This window comes from Phyllobacterium sp. GQ127 (assembly GCF_059758635.1).
The window spans coordinates 426,157-441,575 of the sequence record NZ_JCAXDZ010000002.1 but is presented as its reverse complement, the minus strand read 5'-3'; the positions used below and the strand labels follow the sequence as shown (position 1 = coordinate 441,575).

14 protein-coding genes are annotated in these 15,419 nt (G+C 53.9%); 5 read left to right on the top strand and 9 right to left on the bottom strand.

Annotation, left to right across the window (positions count from 1 at the left end):
* Nucleotides 1-47 precede the first annotated feature (47 nt).
* Nucleotides 48-605: a 16S rRNA (guanine(966)-N(2))-methyltransferase RsmD gene (rsmD, locus tag AC6CHM_RS10515; RefSeq protein WP_115055205.1), complete on the bottom strand. Its 558-nt coding sequence runs from the start codon at nucleotides 603-605 to the stop codon at nucleotides 48-50.
* 8 nt (nucleotides 606-613) lie between these two features.
* Complete coding sequence (locus AC6CHM_RS10510) at nucleotides 614-2,485, bottom strand: pseudouridine synthase (RefSeq protein WP_498173091.1); 1,872 nt, start codon at nucleotides 2,483-2,485, stop codon at nucleotides 614-616.
* 99 nt (nucleotides 2,486-2,584) lie between these two features.
* Here AC6CHM_RS10510 and AC6CHM_RS10505 point away from each other — a divergent pair, with 99 nt between their 5' ends.
* Complete coding sequence (locus AC6CHM_RS10505) at nucleotides 2,585-3,016, top strand: nucleoside deaminase (protein ID WP_498173304.1); 432 nt, start codon at nucleotides 2,585-2,587, stop codon at nucleotides 3,014-3,016.
* 5 nt (nucleotides 3,017-3,021) lie between these two features.
* On the opposite strand, the gene AC6CHM_RS10500 is transcribed toward AC6CHM_RS10505, so the two are convergent.
* The 6 genes from AC6CHM_RS10500 to AC6CHM_RS10475 form a co-directional block, all read right to left on the bottom strand.
* Nucleotides 3,022-4,005 (bottom strand): Lnb N-terminal periplasmic domain-containing protein, encoded by a 984-nt coding sequence (locus AC6CHM_RS10500; protein ID WP_498173090.1) that lies wholly within the window; start codon nucleotides 4,003-4,005, stop codon nucleotides 3,022-3,024.
* Nucleotides 4,006-4,139: 134 nt separating this feature from the next.
* A complete protein-coding gene (locus AC6CHM_RS10495) occupies nucleotides 4,140-4,820 on the bottom strand; it encodes a hypothetical protein (protein WP_115055209.1) in 681 nt (226 codons plus the stop codon).
* 189 nt (nucleotides 4,821-5,009) lie between these two features.
* On the bottom strand, nucleotides 5,010-7,928 hold the full coding sequence (gene ileS / locus AC6CHM_RS10490; RefSeq protein ID WP_498173086.1) for an isoleucine--tRNA ligase: 2,919 nt from the start codon (nucleotides 7,926-7,928) through the stop codon (nucleotides 5,010-5,012).
* A gap of 271 nt (nucleotides 7,929-8,199) precedes the next feature.
* Nucleotides 8,200-9,045: a MipA/OmpV family protein gene (locus AC6CHM_RS10485; RefSeq protein ID WP_336440550.1), complete on the bottom strand. Its 846-nt coding sequence runs from the start codon at nucleotides 9,043-9,045 to the stop codon at nucleotides 8,200-8,202.
* Between the two features lie 101 nt (nucleotides 9,046-9,146).
* Nucleotides 9,147-10,127, bottom strand: coding sequence for a bifunctional riboflavin kinase/FAD synthetase (locus tag AC6CHM_RS10480; RefSeq protein ID WP_498173084.1), 981 nt, complete (start codon nucleotides 10,125-10,127; stop codon nucleotides 9,147-9,149).
* Between the two features lie 12 nt (nucleotides 10,128-10,139).
* On the bottom strand, nucleotides 10,140-10,988 hold the full coding sequence (locus AC6CHM_RS10475) for a TIGR01459 family HAD-type hydrolase (RefSeq protein ID WP_498173303.1): 849 nt from the start codon (nucleotides 10,986-10,988) through the stop codon (nucleotides 10,140-10,142).
* 161 nt (nucleotides 10,989-11,149) lie between these two features.
* On the opposite strand from AC6CHM_RS10475, the gene AC6CHM_RS10470 reads away from it, so the two are divergent.
* From AC6CHM_RS10470 to groL, 4 genes are all read left to right on the top strand, one after another.
* Entirely contained in the window at nucleotides 11,150-12,184 is a 1,035-nt protein-coding gene (locus tag AC6CHM_RS10470; protein ID WP_498173082.1) for a cation diffusion facilitator family transporter, read from the top strand.
* The gene (locus AC6CHM_RS10465) at nucleotides 12,181-12,492 is read left to right on the top strand and encodes an ArsR/SmtB family transcription factor (protein ID WP_336440553.1); all 312 of its coding nucleotides are present in this window, start codon (nucleotides 12,181-12,183) and stop codon (nucleotides 12,490-12,492) included. The genes AC6CHM_RS10470 and AC6CHM_RS10465 overlap by 4 nt, the downstream gene beginning before the upstream one ends.
* A 363-nt stretch (nucleotides 12,493-12,855) precedes the next feature.
* The gene (groES, locus tag AC6CHM_RS10460; RefSeq protein WP_115055216.1) at nucleotides 12,856-13,152 is read left to right on the top strand and encodes a co-chaperone GroES; all 297 of its coding nucleotides are present in this window, start codon (nucleotides 12,856-12,858) and stop codon (nucleotides 13,150-13,152) included.
* Between the two features lie 56 nt (nucleotides 13,153-13,208).
* A complete protein-coding gene (groL, locus tag AC6CHM_RS10455) occupies nucleotides 13,209-14,855 on the top strand; it encodes a chaperonin GroEL (RefSeq protein ID WP_115055217.1) in 1,647 nt (548 codons plus the stop codon).
* Nucleotides 14,856-14,927: 72 nt separating this feature from the next.
* On the opposite strand, the gene AC6CHM_RS10450 is transcribed toward groL, so the two are convergent.
* Nucleotides 14,928-15,335 (bottom strand): winged helix-turn-helix transcriptional regulator, encoded by a 408-nt coding sequence (locus AC6CHM_RS10450; RefSeq protein WP_115055218.1) that lies wholly within the window; start codon nucleotides 15,333-15,335, stop codon nucleotides 14,928-14,930.
* Nucleotides 15,336-15,419 lie beyond the last annotated feature (84 nt).

Here is a 15,419-nt window from a genome sequence, read left to right as displayed (position 1 = left end):
ATCCAATTCTGTTTTGCAGACACTGCAATGATGGACTTCCCAAGCTATTACGACTTCAATGTGACAAGCCTTATGATTGTTCCGCCGTAAGAACGCTCTTCGATGATTTCAAAGCGGGCGTCAAAAGCAATGACAGCTTCAGCTTCTTCTTCGAGGATCAGCAACGCGTCCGGCTTTAACCACCCGCCATCAAGAGCGGCCTTGAATGCACGCTCGCCCAAACCTTTGCCATAGGGCGGATCAGCAAAGACCAGGTCAAAGGGCTCGACATTGCCTGCATCGCCAAGCTTGGTTGCATCACGGCTGAACACTTTGGTGTTTCCGTTAAGTCCAAACGCCTCAATATTCGTACGAATCAAACCACGCCCTTGCGCAGATTCTTCAATGAAGATTCCATAGCGTGCGCCGCGAGACATAGCCTCCAGTCCCAAAGCGCCTGTGCCGGCAAATAGGTCGAGCACACGCGTGGACTCGAACTTTTCCGGGTAGTTATGCGCCAGTACATTGAAAAGGCTTTCACGCGTCCGGTCCGTTGTCGGCCGGATCGCGTTTGTTTCTGGGGTCGCCAAGCTGCGTCCGCGAAATTTTCCGCCAACAATCCGCATATGAGGCCTTAGCTTTTAGGCTTGCCGCCGCGTGGTGGCCTGCTTCCGCCACCAGGGCCGCTACGCGGTGCACCCCTGGGTGCGGCTTTCGGTCCACCATAGGGGCGGTCGCCGCTGCGGCCATCCTGCCTGCCGGGCGCGCGCGTTGGCTTGCCGCTTGCACCATAGGGGCGTTCCGAGCGGTTTGGACGGTCACCTTGTGCCGGCGCGTCGCCGCGTGCTTCACGTTCCTTGAGTTCCGCACGCTCGCGCTTGCCAACCCGTGGGGGACGCGGTGCATTGCGGGAACCTTCTGGACGGTCTGAGCCGAATGAACGCTTCGGACGCTCCGCATTATCGCCGCCTTCACGCGGTGGACGCGGAGAATAACTGCGCGGCTTGTCGCCGGAATACCCCCCCGGCGCGCGAGCACCTGGCCTTTCACGGTCTTCCCGAGGACGATCCGAGGCCGGACGATCAGAGCCCCGAGCTGGCCGGCTCGCGCCTTCGCCAGCACGTGCCGGTCTTTCCGACCTTGCGCTTTCCGCGCGATTTCTTGCTTCACGCGATTCTACCGCCTTTGCCCTCGCACTGCCCATGGGACGGGCACCCGGAGCCATCCACACATTCGCGGAACGCGAACTGCGCGGTGCCATAGCCTCGTCTTCCTTGCGCTCCCGATCCGCTTTCGAGCTAATGCCGCGCGGCTTCTGATCGTTGTCACTAGCCGCGCGAGTTGGGCGCTCTTCGCGTGGTCCACGTGCAGGCCGTTCGTCACGACCGGTTCGCGGTGTGGCTGGGCGGTCAGTACGATCTGTCGACCAGCGGGAAAGGTTTTCTTCGCGCTGTTCATCCTTGGATTTACGAGGCGCGTGTCGTTTTTCTACCGGTGCGCTGGAAATCCACTCCGAGCGGCGTGCCGGAGCCGGACGTTCGGCGGGCTGCTGAACAGCTTCGCCTTTCACGGCATCATTCGAGAATACATTGATGATCGGCGCATCAAAATCAGCGCCGGATTCTTCGATCAGGCGTTCGCCAAGCTGGTCGCGAAGCGTGCGGCCATTCATTTCGCGAACAGAACCTTCCGGCAAATCGCTCAACTGGAATGGACCATAGGAAATACGAATGAGCCGATTAACAGACAGACCCAACGCACCCAGGACGTTCTTGACTTCGCGGTTCTTGCCCTCACGAAGTCCCATCATGATCCAGACGTTAGAGCCCTGCTCACGTTCCAGATGGGCCTCAATTGCACCATAGAAGACGCCGTCAACAGCAATGCCATCCTTCAATGTATCAAGCTTTTCCTGAGTGACACTGCCATGAGCCCGAACGCGGTAACGGCGAAGCCAACCCGTAGAAGGCAATTCCAAAGCACGCGACAAGCCACCGTCATTCGTGAGCAAAAGCAGCCCTTCGGTGTTGATGTCGAGACGGCCAACGGACAAAACGCGCGGCATATCTTTCGGCAAGGATTCGAAAACGGTCTGTCGGCCTTCGGGATCGCGATTGGTCGTCACAAGACCAGCTGGCTTGTGGTAAAGCCACAAGCGCGTCCGCTCTTTTTCAGGCAATGGTTTTCCATCAACCTCGATGCGATCACTGCGCATGACGTTTATAGCGGGACTGGAAAGTCGCTTGCCATTGACGGAAACACGGCCCGCCGCAATCATCGTTTCGGCTTCGCGGCGGGATGCTATTCCCGCGCGTGCCAAACGCTTGGCTATGCGCTCGCCCTCTTCGAGCGGCGCTTCTTCTTTACGCGGTTCAAAACCGCGCTTTGCCGGAGCAGCATTGTCGAACTTGCGGGGTCCTTTGGGACCATCATTACCGCGCTTGTCGAAACTGCGCTTTTCAAAGGGGCGTTTGCCGCCCTTGCCGTCATCATTTGAGCTTGTCATGGAATGTTTGCCTTTCAGCAGGGCTCACTACCAGCTATGGAGTGTGCTTGCGAGTAAATTCTGGATGATGAGCCGCCCGTGAACCAAAAAACTGATCCTATGAGCCTGGCTTTGGCACAAGCACACGCGGCTGCGGCCCGAGGAGAGGTACCAATTGGAGCCGTCTTGGTCAAAGACGGGGCTGTTATTTCGGCAGCTGGCAACCGGACCCGAGAACTTAATGACCCGACTGCACATGCCGAAGTTCTGGCCATCCGGGAAGCTTGCCAGATCCTTGCAGATGAGCGCCTGACCGGATGCGACCTCTTCGTTACCCTTGAGCCTTGCACCATGTGCGCTGCCGCAGTTTCCTTTGCTCGAATTCGCCGACTTTATTATGGCGCACAGGATATAAAAGGTGGCGGCGTCGAAAACGGGGCTCGCTTCTTCACGCAACCAACCTGCCATCACGCCCCGGAAGTCTATTCTGGTTTTGGCGAAGCCGAGTCAGAAGCTCTGCTAAAAGAGTTTTTCAAGGCAAAGCGGCTCTAGTGCCGTTAATCGCTGCGTATTCTTGCCGAAAAATCAGGTGACGCGTCTGCATTTATCGCGCGCTGATTGATCAAGGCAGACTTTTCCACCTCACTTAAAGGCTTCTGATTATCTATCGCGCCAAGATCATAAAGATAGCTTGGCAGATAACCGGAGAAAACGACCCGATAATCAATGGGAATATCCGGCGTGATGGCTCGTATCATATCAAAAATAACCGTCGTGCAATTCGCGGTGACGGTATTGTAGAAGCTGGCTTTTTCCGCCAGGCGATTGGCATTGTCGACATAGGACAGGAACAATGCCTGGCGCATCTCCGGCTTCATATTGATACGATAACGATACACATCTTCCTTGCGTATATTGGTGCGCAACCGAACGATATCGCGTTCGTCGGCTGCGATCATTGCCAGTTCAAATTCTTTGAAAAAACCGCCGATCTCAGAAAACGCTTCGTGCCGCTCCTTCCGGATTTCAGCAGAAAAGACAACATGCTCGCCATTATTAAAGCCAAAACTGACAAGCGTATGCGCGATGGCGGGATTGGACCAATAGGAAAGGAATACATCGACCGATGCCAGATCTTCCATATTATACGTGCGCACTTCCCAGCGCGGCGTGAAATCCTCGCGCGTTCTCCATTCGAAGTTGCGCACATTGGACAAGGTGACCTGATTGCCTGACAAAGTTCCGGTGACCGTCTGTGCAACATCGTCAGCCCAGATGCGCGTGAGCGATGGTGTAATCGTGCTCCACCAATAGAGCAGTCCAAGCAATATTGGCACAAGAACGATCAATGCCCTAAATGACCGGCCCTTTATTTCCAGCCAAAGCACGGAAAAGGCAATCGCTATCCAGACTGTAAGACAGCCGATGGTGCCGAAAACGCCAAAGGGAAGCTGATACCAAAGGGCAAATCCGCCCCATATAAAAACCAGAACCGAAACAGGGACGAGGATAATCCGTCCGATCAATCTTAAAATGAACAATTGGGAGAATCCTCGACTGGCGTAGGTTAACTTAACGAAACGCAAGCATATCTGTTCCCAAACTTTCGGAACAGATTGCGGAAACACGCTTTAAGCGGCAACCATTACGACAGGTAAGGAGCAATAATTCTGGATCAGTTCCAGGGAATCAAGTTTTTGAAGCTGAAGCCCTTGTCCTTCCGGGCTGCAGCTTTCCGCTCACGTTCTTTCTTGACCTCGTCTTTGCCAAGATCATCCGTGGCCGCAGTCGGTGCGGGCGCCCTATATTCCAACGGTGGTTCGCTCAAATATCTGCGTGTGGTCGGTGAGCCAGCCGTTGAGGCGAGCTTGCGCGCACGAAACTCGCTGCTCTGATCGGTTTGCGGCGAGCCGGCGGGCACGACCTTCGGTGCCTTATCATTGTAAACGCCATACTCATCCCATTTTGACGACTTGGTAGCGGCAGGAATATCGTTTTCAACTTCCGGAACAAAATTCGGGTTGTTCTGGTTGGCAGTTGCGGTATCGCGAATGCGCTTGCGCCGCTGTTCTGGCGATTCTGGCCAGTTGGCGCTGTTTTCAGATACAACATTGCCCTGCGGCTGCGGCAACTGGGCGTTTGCAGAAGCGCCAGCAGGTGGACGAACAAGCTCCGGCCTTGGATTATACGCGATCGTATTTTTCTTTTTACTGAACGAAGCAATGTTTGATACGTCGTCAAGCAATTGCGCACCGGACGTTTTGTCGGTGCCATAGGTGGGCGATGTGCTGCAGCCAGCTATTGCCAGCGATGCAAACAATGCACTTAGAACCGTGATGCGTCCGTTCAAATTCATACTCGCCACTTCCACCCAAGCCTGAGCACTGATGCCCGCCAAAAAATACGCTTGATCTATGCCCTGCCTCTAAATTCAGGCAACTCAATGGCAAGCCTTTTACATGAGGCCTGTAGCATTAAGCAAGTCGAGGCTCTTTCTTGTTAATAAATCCGCGGATTATCTCAAGGGATAACCCGCGGATTTGATTCAGGCATCAAGTTTTCCCAACTTCGCCAGCTCATGTAGCGCCGCTGCATCCCGCGCCGATACATCAGGATAGGCCGGATCTGATCCAACATCATGCGTGTATCGCCATGACCGTGCGCATTTTGTGCCGGTTGCCCGTTCCGATACGACCGCAACGCCTTTGACGTCATCAGCAACAAAGGCATCTGCTGGCGCTGCTCCGTCCGTGATGGTTATGGCACTGGTGATGCATATCTCGGCCATATCAAGACCCTTCACCGCTTCGAACAATTCAGAATCGTTGATGAAAACCAGCGGGGCAGCCTCAAGTGATGAACCCAACGTCTTCTTGGCACGCTCCAACTCCAGCGCACCCGTAACTACACGGCGAACATCGCGCACCTTGCGCCACTTTGCGGCCAGCGCTTCGTTCTTCCACTCTTTTGGCGTGTCCCTGAACTGCTCCAGATGAACAGAAACGGCATTCTTATGCAGATCAAGCCATGCTTCCTCTGTTGTAAATGGCAGCATGGGAGCCAGCCAAGTCACGATACGGTCGAACAGATGCCTGACAACTTGCAGTGCAGCTTTCCGCTTGATGCTGGAAGGCGCATCGCAATAGAGTGCGTCTTTGCGGATATCGAAATAAAATGCAGACAATTCCACATTGAGGAAATCGATCAATGCGCGCGTGATCCGCTTGAATTCGAAGGCATCATAGCCCGAACGCACAAGTTCATCGAGTTCCGCGAGTCGATGCAGCATTAGCTGCTCGAGTTCTGGCATATCCGCATAGGCAACTTCATCGCCTTCGTCATGAGCCAAAGTCCCTAGCATCCAACGGATCGTATTACGCAGCTTGCGGTATGAGTCGATATTTGTCTGGATGATGTTTTTACCCAGACGTTGATCTTCCCAATAATCGGTTGTCATAACCCAAAGGCGAAGGATGTCTGCCCCAGAACCCTTGATGACATCCTGCGGCGTGACAGTATTGCCAAGCGACTTCGACATCTTGCGCCCCTCTTCATCCATGGTGAAGCCATGGGTGACAAGAGTATTATATGGAGCGCGTCCGCGTGTGCCGCAGCTTTCAAGCAAAGACGAATGGAACCAGCCGCGATGTTGATCGGAGCCTTCGAGGTAAACATCCGCTGGCCATTTCAGATCAGGGCGATCCTCGAGGGTGAAGACATGGGTCGAGCCTGAATCAAACCAGACGTCGAGAATGTCGCGTACTTGTACCCAGGGTTCATTGGCTTTTTCGCCAAGGAACCGCTCACGGGCACCTTCGGCAAACCAGGCGTCAGCGCCTTCCTGCTCAAAGGCCTCAAGAATGCGGGCGTTGACCACTTCATCCTTCAACACATTGCCATCTTCGTCGGCAAAAACGCAGATTGGCACGCCCCAGGCACGTTGGCGCGAAAGCACCCAATCGGGACGGTCCTCAATCATTGCACGCAAGCGGTTTTGCCCACCAGCAGGGACGAAACGTGTCTCGTCGATGGCGGCAAGAGCGCGCGAACGCAATGTCGTCTGATCGCCAAGATCTTTGTCCATATAGACAAACCATTGCGGCGTATTGCGGAAAATGACCGGCTTTTTCGAACGCCACGAATGCGGATAAGAGTGTTTGATACGACCGCGTGCAAACAGCATGCCGCGATTGATCAGCTCTTCAATAACAGCCTTGTTGGCATCGCCCTTCTTGCCATTATCGTCGATGACGCGCGCGGCACCTCCTTCACGGTCCGGCCCAAAACCCGGTGCATCCTTGGTGTAGTAACCCGCATCATCAACGGTGAAGGGGATTGCCGAGGAAATACCGCGTGCTTCAAGATCGCTGCGCGCATCCATCCACGCATCGAAATCCTCACGACCATGGCCGGGCGCTGTATGGACGAAGCCTGTACCTGCATCGTCGGTTACGTGATCCCCGCCAAGCATCGGCACCGCAAATTCATAACCACCGCCAAAACCTTTGAACGGGTGGGAGAGAGCGATGCCTGCAAACTCATCGGCTGTTATGGCTCTGATACGCTTGAAAGTCAGCTTGGCTTTCGTGGCCGAATCTTCCGCCAATGCATCTGCAAAAATCAACATCTCGCCCGGACGCGGGCCGAAATCATTCTCTGCCGTTTCAACCTCGTAAAGTCCGTAGGCTACGCGAGGTGAGTAGTTGACCGCCCTATTTCCAGGAATGGTCCAAGGGGTCGTCGTCCAGATGACGACATGGGCCGATGCGAGATCACCTTCGCCATTGACGATCGGAAACTTGACCCAGATCGTATCGCTTTCAACGTCGGCATATTCCACTTCGGCCTCGGCCAAAGCAGTACGCTCGACAACCGACCACATGACAGGCTTGGAACCGCGATAGAGCTGATCCGACATGGCGAACTTCAGGAGTTCCCCAGCAATGCGGCTTTCTGCATGAAATGCCATCGTTGTGTAGGGATTTTCGAAATCGCCTTCGATACCAAGCCGTTTGAACTCGGCAGATTGGACCTTGATCCAGTTGGCGGCAAATTCGCGGCATTCCTTGCGGAACTCGTTGATCGGCACCTGATCCTTGTCTTTGCCTTTGGCGCGGTACTGTTCCTCGATCTTCCATTCGATTGGCAGACCGTGGCAATCCCAACCCGGGACATAATTGGAATTGTAACCGCGCATCTGGAAGGAGCGCGTGATGACGTCCTTGAGAATTTTGTTCAGTGCATGGCCGATATGGATATTGCCATTGGCATAGGGAGGACCGTCATGCAGCACATAAAGCGGACGATCTTTGCCGTCTTCACGCAGCTTCCGATAAAGGTCCATGTCCTGCCAGCGCTGGACGAATTCCGGTTCCTTGGCTGGCAAACCAGCACGCATCGGAAAATCCGTCTGCGGCAGATATAGAGTTTTCGAATAGTCGATTGGCTTAGGCGTATCGTTCATTTTTCTTGGCTTTTCTTGGGCCCGCGCGTTATCGCTGCAAGCAAGGATTTGAAGAAATCGAAATAAGGCGCAAAGGCGCCGCCCGGACCTTCAACACCACGAAGCGAATAGCTTCAGGTTCAGGTGAAGGCCGGGCCAGTAATTCGTATCTGAATCGGTACGGACTTGGGAAAAGCCCCGCAAACGGTTTTCATGACCGCGCTTTTAGCAACCACGCTCGCGAGAATAAAGGGGCAGATGCAATAAACTTCGTCTGTATCTGCGACATCCGCTACAGCGAGAAGTCAAATCGGTAGGTTGCCTGCAAACCAAACGTTGCCTGATTAGCTGACCCACGCTCTTTGACCAGACTTGAATCGGCAGCAGGTCCCATCAAACGGTTATACTCCGCATAGGCGCTTGTCGTGATCTTGTCTGTGGTCTTCCAGGTAATTTGTCCGCCGATTCCGAGCGACTTCAGCCCCCCTCCTGGCCGGTATTCCTTAAGGCCAGACGCAGCAGACTCTGCTGGATTAACACCGTAATATTCACGGAAGTAATCTTTCGTCGCGACAGTAGCGCGTGGACCGGCGGACACACGCACCGTTGGAGTAATATCCGTAAAGGCATCAACAGCGAAATCTGCAACCACGCCATCATGCGCGCCAATGCCACGGCGAACTTCAACGCGGCCGCGGACATTATCTGTCGGATAGAATTCGGCAAACCCGCCAACTTCTACGCCCCAATCGGTATCATGCAGTCCCTTCAAATCGCGTGAGTCATCATCGTCGCGCCCGGAAACCAGCTTGCCCGTCAGACCGGCGCGAAACACGCCGGTATCGATAAAGCCGATGGAAGCATTGTCATTCAGAGACGAGAATTTTTCAGACTTGCCAGCGCGTCCAAGTGAAATAACCGGAGCGGCCAGCAGGCGATAATCGCTTGCGCCATCATAGCGCGGCGCAACAAATCCCTTTGCTCCCAATGTCAGATACCAGTCGCCCGACCACCAATGATCGCCTCTTGAGCTGCTGGCCGGTGTTTCCGCGTCACTATAATATTCATCCGCAAGCACTATGGCGGGGAACGCGAAAAATACTGCGCCAGCAAGGGCGCCAATCAAACGAACAGACATATCTTGACTCCGAAATTTGCCTTGGGAGACGGCAATTCCAGGCCAAGCTACGAAAGGATAGATAAAATTGGATTTATTCTTATGGTAAACGATTTGCCATTTCAGACAAAATTAATCGTGTTATCCAGCGGCGAGAGCGGCTTCACACCCTGTAAAAGTCCCCGTGCCTCTTCTTCATCCCTTCTGATCTGAAGCATCATAGGCTCCAGCCCATCGAATTTTTCTTCGCCACGAAGGTATGCAAAGAAGGAAACAGCGCAGATCTCACCGTATAGATCGCCGGAAAAATCGAAAACGTACGTTTCCAAAAGTGGCTCGCCATCCGTGTCAACTGTGGGTCTGCGTCCGAAGCTGGCCACGCCATCGTAAAGGGTGCCATCAGCCCGGCGAAAGCGAACCGCATAGATGCCGTGCTTCAAATGAGTTTCCGGGGGCAGAACCATATTGGCAGTAGGATAACCGATGGTCCGACCAAGCTGCTTGCCGTGAACCACTTTTGCCCGAATGCGATGGCGATATCCCAACAGGCCGGCCGCCTCTACAACGTTGCCCTCCCCGAACAGCGAGCGAATGCGGCTGGATGATACGGCCTGTCCGCCTTCATCGCGAAACGCATCAACCAGCGTGACATGGAAACCGCGCTTGTCACCGGCCTCCATGAGAAAAGCGGGGCCGCCTTGGCGATTTTTGCCAAAATGAAAATCAAAGCCGGTAACGATGCGGCTTGCATGCAGGGCACTGACCAGAATCTGGTCAACGAAGTCATCGGCAGTCAATTGCGAGAATTCGCGCGTGAACGGGCATTCCACCACGGCGTCGAAGCCCAAAGCCTCCAGAATAGTAGCTTTTTCAGCTGCCGGTGTCAGCCGGTCCACGGGTTGGTCCGGCACAAAGACGCTGCGTGGATGCGGCTCGAACGTTAAAACCAGCGAGGGCCTGCCCGCAGCCTGAGCCGCTTCCAAAGCGCGTTCGAGAACTGCTTGATGCCCACGATGCACCCCGTCAAAGTTACCAATCGCGACAACAGCGTCTCTTAAATCAGCTGGCAGCTGCGTGGGGTCCGTCAAGCGCAAAATTGGCATAGCTGCTTGTCCTCAAGCCAGAGCAGGCATCGTAGCAACAGGATTGCTTCCGTGTTTCTTCAGGAATTCCAGCAGCTTTTCGACATCGTGAACGCCACCATGGACATAATCACCCGCGTGAATGCCACCGGATATATATAGGACATCTATGCCAAAGAGATCAGCACCTTTGACATCCGTCAGCATACCATCGCCTATCGCAATGACACGGTTAAGGTCCACAGGTTTGCCACGCACCTCTTCAGCTGTGGCAATGGAAGCCTCATAAATCGGTCGATGCGGCTTGCCGGCGATCAAGGTCCGGCCACCAAGCTGGCCATAATCGCGGGCCAAAGCACCGGCACACCAGATCAGACGATCTCCGCGCTCAACGACAATATCAGGATTGGCACAGATAAATGGCAGATCGCGCGAACGGAAACGCGTCAGCATTTCGGCATAATCAGCCGGTGTCTCCGTTTCGTCATCAAAATAACCAGTACAGACGACGACATCAGCCTCCCGCTCTTCCACAAGCTCAACGTCCAGTCCTTCGTAAAGCGTTTCATCACGCTCCGGTCCAAGATGGAAGACCTTACGCGGCGAATTGCGGATCAATTCACGCGTAACATCGCCTGATGTAACGATCCGGTCATAGGCATCTTCGGGCACACCCAAGCCATGGATTTGCGCTGCCACGCTATCGAAGCGTCGCGGGGCGTTGGTTATCAGGACCACGGTCAAACCAGCGGCTCTGGCGCGAGCCAATGCTTTTGAAGCAGAGGCAAACGAATCGACACCATTGTGCAAAACACCCCAGACATCGCAAAGAAGCACGTCATAACGATCCATCAAGTCGTCCAGACTTGCCAAATGTACCATGTCGGTCATGCCGCTCTTCTCCATGCCAGTAATCGAGTTGCACCTCGCTTACCTGATTGCAGGAAAACTGTCACTCGGGATCATCATCAAAAGCTGTATCGACCGGTTGACAGTAAACACATGAACAAATATTGATATGTTTGTTATCAAACGAGGTTCAAATGGCGCATTCCCACGGCACGCACGGGCACGATCACGCACATGATCATGCTCCCAAAATAACGGCTGACAATGAGCGCAAGGTCCTGATCGCCTTCCTGATCACATTCACGTTTATGATTGTGGAAGTCATTGGGGGCCTTTTATCGGGTTCCTTGGCATTGATTGCCGACGCCGGACATATGTTGACGGATGCGGGGGCTCTCGCACTGGCCTATGCAGCATTTCGTTTTGGCAAACGCGCGGCTGATGAACGCCGCACATTTGGATATCTACGCTTTGAAGTCATTGCCGGCCTTATTAATGCGCTCGCACTTTTCGCCATTCTTGTCTGGATCGCCATCGAAGCCTTTGAGCGGTTTCGCAATCCCGGCGAGGTCCTCGCGGGTCCAATGTTTATCGTCGCAACGATAGGACTGCTCGTAAATATCGGCGTCTTCTGGATTTTGACCCGCGGCGACAAGGATCACGTCAACATCAAAGGTGCGATCTTGCACGTTCTTGGCGACCTGCTTGGTTCCGTAGCTGCCATTACGGCATCGGTCATTATCTATTATACTGGTTGGACACCAATCGACCCGATCCTTTCGGTCTTCGTGTGCTTGTTGATCCTGCGCAGCGCTTGGGCACTTCTGCGCAATTCCCTGCATATTCTGCTTGAAGGCGCCCCGGAAAATGCCAAGCCGGAAGAAATCGAACAGCACTTGATGAAAACGGTCCCCGACCTGGCTGGCGTACGCCATGTCCACGTCTGGATGATCACATCCGGCAAGGCGCTGGCAACCTTGCATGTGAAGCCAAAAGAGGGCAGCGATCCGCGCCTGCTGGTGAAAGCCGTCGAGGCGGAGCTGATCAAAAAATTCGAGATCGAGCATTCGACCATTGCCATCGATTTTGCCGATGCTACCGGCGACTGCTGTCTTGGCATCGACACCTCCGGCGAACATGACCACGATCACGGGGAGGATGACCATAGCGGCCACGGTGATCATGATCATGCAGCGCATGACCATAGCCATGAAGGTCACAAACATTGAGCAAAATAACGATACCATCCCAGCTTGATACGACCATCCTCGCCGAGACATTCAAACTGCTTGGCGACCCGACGCGACTACGAATCCTGTTCTTTTGTCTCGAAAACCCACGCTCCGTCGGCGATATTGCGGCAAGCCTGGATTTGTCGCAATCATTAGTCAGTCACCACTTGCGATTATTGCGTGGGGCGCGTCTGGTGCGCGGCAACCGGCAGGCAAAGCAGATTTTTTATGAACTTGCTGATAAACATGTCAGCGACATGCTTGTCGATATGGCGCATCACGTATGCGAGGATAGTGACGACTAAAACTGCTTCATCGGATCGTTTTATACTTTAGGTAAGGCGCTCACCAAAGTTCTGGGCTCTTTTTCAAAGGACGAGTTGCCGCAATGGCGCGCAATCAAAGACAGCACATGCACATTGCTCGAGCGCTGGATGGTGAAATAGCGATGGAGCCTACCGGGGCCCTGCTATCTGAGTATGACGGCGCCCAACCGGGAACTTCGAATCCACCAATGTCATGAAAATTTCATCGCCTTTCCCTTGACTCTTTCGACCCCTCCCACTATCTCCGGCTCCAGTTAGCACTCACTATCAACGAGTGCTAATAACGCGAATGGCACAACTGTTTGCGAAACCGTTTTGACACCAACATCAAGGGTTCTAACCATGGCCAAGACCAAGTTCCGCCCGCTTCACGACCGCGTCGTAGTACGCCGCGTTGAATCGGAAGCAAAGACTGCAGGCGGCATCATCATTCCGGATACTGCCAAGGAAAAGCCACAGGAAGGCGAAATCGTCTCCGTAGGCACAGGCGCTCGTGACGAAGCTGGCAAGCTCATACCGCTCGATGTCAAGGCAGGCGATCACATCCTGTTCGGCAAGTGGTCCGGCACGGAAGTCAAGATCGGCGGCGAAGATCTGCTGATCATGAAGGAATCCGACATTCTCGGCATCCTCGGCTAATCACCGTCACCCAATAATATTTCGATCAAACCGGGTTAAATCCCAGGAGAGATAAAATGGCTTCTAAAGAAGTAAAATTCGGCCGCGACGCGCGTGAGCGCATGCTGCGCGGCGTTAATATCCTTGCAGATGCAGTCAAGGTAACGCTCGGCCCGAAAGGCCGCAACGTTGTCATCGACAAGTCCTTCGGCGCTCCACGCATCACCAAGGACGGCGTGACTGTTGCCAAGGAAATCGAACTTGAGGACAAGTTCGAAAACATGGGCGCACAGATGGTCCGTGAAGTCGCTTCGAAGACGAACGACATCGCTGGCGACGGCACCACGACTGCTACTGTTCTTGCTCAGGCAATTGTTCAGGAAGGCGGCAAGGCTGTTGCTGCTGGCATGAACCCGATGGATCTGAAGCGCGGCATCGATCTTGCTGTTGCAGAAGTCGTCAAGCAGCTCGGCAAGAGCGCCAAGAAGATCAAGACTTCGGAAGAAGTTGCGCAGGTTGGCACGATCTCTGCCAATGGCGAGACCGAAATCGGCGAAATGATTGCCAAGGCAATGCAGAAGGTCGGCAACGAGGGTGTCATTACCGTTGAAGAAGCCAAGACCGCTGAAACAGAACTCGAAGTCGTTGAAGGCATGCAGTTCGATCGCGGCTACCTGTCGCCATACTTCGTCACCAACCCTGAAAAGATGGTTGCTGATCTTGAAGATGCTTACATCCTTCTTCATGAAAAGAAGCTCTCGAACCTTCAGGCTCTTTTGCCAGTTCTCGAAGCTGTTGTTCAGACTTCCAAGCCACTCGTCATCATTTCTGAAGACGTAGAAGGCGAAGCTCTTGCTACGCTCGTTGTCAACAAGCTGCGCGGCGGTCTGAAGATTGCTGCTGTAAAGGCTCCTGGCTTCGGCGATCGCCGCAAGGCAATGCTTGAAGACATCGCTATCCTTACTGGCGGTCAGGTTATTTCCGAAGACCTCGGCATCAAGCTCGAAAGCGTTACGCTCGACATGCTCGGCCGCGCCAAGAAGGTGTCGATCACCAAGGAAAACACCACGATCGTTGACGGTCATGGCAAGAAGGGTGAAATCAACGCCCGCGTCGGCCAGATCAAGCAGCAGATCGATGAAACAACTTCCGACTACGACCGTGAGAAGCTGCAGGAACGTCTTGCCAAGCTCGCTGGCGGTGTTGCAGTTATCCGCGTTGGCGGTGCAACGGAAGTTGAAGTGAAGGAAAAGAAGGACCGCGTTGACGACGCTCTCAACGCAACGCGCGCTGCTGTTGAAGAAGGCATTGTTCCTGGCGGTGGTGTTGCTCTTCTACGTGCCTCTGCGAACCTTACTCTTAAGGGCGCAAATTCCGATCAGGATGCAGGCATCAACATCGTTCGTCGTGCTCTGCAGGCTCCGGCTCGTCAGATCGCAACAAATGCTGGCGATGAAGCTTCCATCGTTGTTGGCAAGATTCTTGAAAGCAAGAAAGAAACCTACGGCTACAATGCGGCCAATGGTGAATATGGCGATCTGATCGTCATGGGCATTGTTGATCCAGTCAAGGTTGTTCGTACTGCTCTGCAGGACGCAGCATCGGTTGCAGGTCTTCTAGTCACCACAGAAGCCATGATTGCCGAAGCTCCTAAGAAGGACAATGGCGGCGCTCCCCAGATGCCAGGCGGCGGAATGGGCGGCATGGGCGGCATGGACTTCTAAGAAGTCCTCTCCCTATAGAATACGGAAAAGGCGGGTTTCGACCCGCCTTTTTTGTTGTACGAGTAAGCGTTTTTATTCGGCAGCTTGAGCGAAAGGCGGAGTGATTTCCGTAGCCTTGTTCGCGGAATCGAAGCTGGCCCGCGCATTGGCGATACGCGTTTCATTTTGGATGGCGAAGTCAGCAAGGTTGCGCACCGGTACAAGCAGATCGCGTCCAAGATCGGTAAGCTCATAATCCACACGCGGCGGGATTGTCGGAAACACCGTTCTCGTTACAAAACCGTCGCGCTCCAAGCCACGCAAAGTGCTGGTAAGCATCTTTTGAGAAATGCCATCAATCGAGCGTTTCAACTCGTTGAACCGCATTGAACCAGCGCCCAAATAATTAACGACCAGCACGGTCCACTTATCTCCGACACGGGAAAGAATCTGGTGGACCGCACCACAGGCAGGAGTTACCTCAAAGTGCTTCGGTTTCAAAAAAGTGCCTCCTTGCTAGAACTTTTAACAGTCACCTATATAGCTCCGGTCACAAATAGTTACCATCCCAAGATAAGGATTTCT

Excerpts from the sequence above, each read along its gene's own strand:
- rsmD (WP_115055205.1), bottom strand. The coding sequence starts at position 605 with ATGCGGATTGTTGGCGGAAAATTTCGCGGACGCAGCTTGGCGACCCCA.
- AC6CHM_RS10510 (WP_498173091.1), bottom strand. The coding sequence starts at position 2,485 with ATGACAAGCTCAAATGATGACGGCAAGGGCGGCAAACGCCCCTTTGAA.
- AC6CHM_RS10505 (WP_498173304.1), top strand. The coding sequence starts at position 2,585 with ATGAGCCTGGCTTTGGCACAAGCACACGCGGCTGCGGCCCGAGGAGAG.
- AC6CHM_RS10495 (WP_115055209.1), bottom strand. The coding sequence starts at position 4,820 with ATGAATTTGAACGGACGCATCACGGTTCTAAGTGCATTGTTTGCATCG.
- ileS (WP_498173086.1), bottom strand. The coding sequence starts at position 7,928 with ATGAACGATACGCCTAAGCCAATCGACTATTCGAAAACTCTATATCTG.
- AC6CHM_RS10485 (WP_336440550.1), bottom strand. The coding sequence starts at position 9,045 with ATGTCTGTTCGTTTGATTGGCGCCCTTGCTGGCGCAGTATTTTTCGCG.
- AC6CHM_RS10480 (WP_498173084.1), bottom strand. The coding sequence starts at position 10,127 with ATGCCAATTTTGCGCTTGACGGACCCCACGCAGCTGCCAGCTGATTTA.
- AC6CHM_RS10475 (WP_498173303.1), bottom strand. The coding sequence starts at position 10,988 with ATGGTACATTTGGCAAGTCTGGACGACTTGATGGATCGTTATGACGTG.
- AC6CHM_RS10470 (WP_498173082.1), top strand. The coding sequence starts at position 11,150 with ATGGCGCATTCCCACGGCACGCACGGGCACGATCACGCACATGATCAT.
- groES (WP_115055216.1), top strand. The coding sequence starts at position 12,856 with ATGGCCAAGACCAAGTTCCGCCCGCTTCACGACCGCGTCGTAGTACGC.
- groL (WP_115055217.1), top strand. The coding sequence starts at position 13,209 with ATGGCTTCTAAAGAAGTAAAATTCGGCCGCGACGCGCGTGAGCGCATG.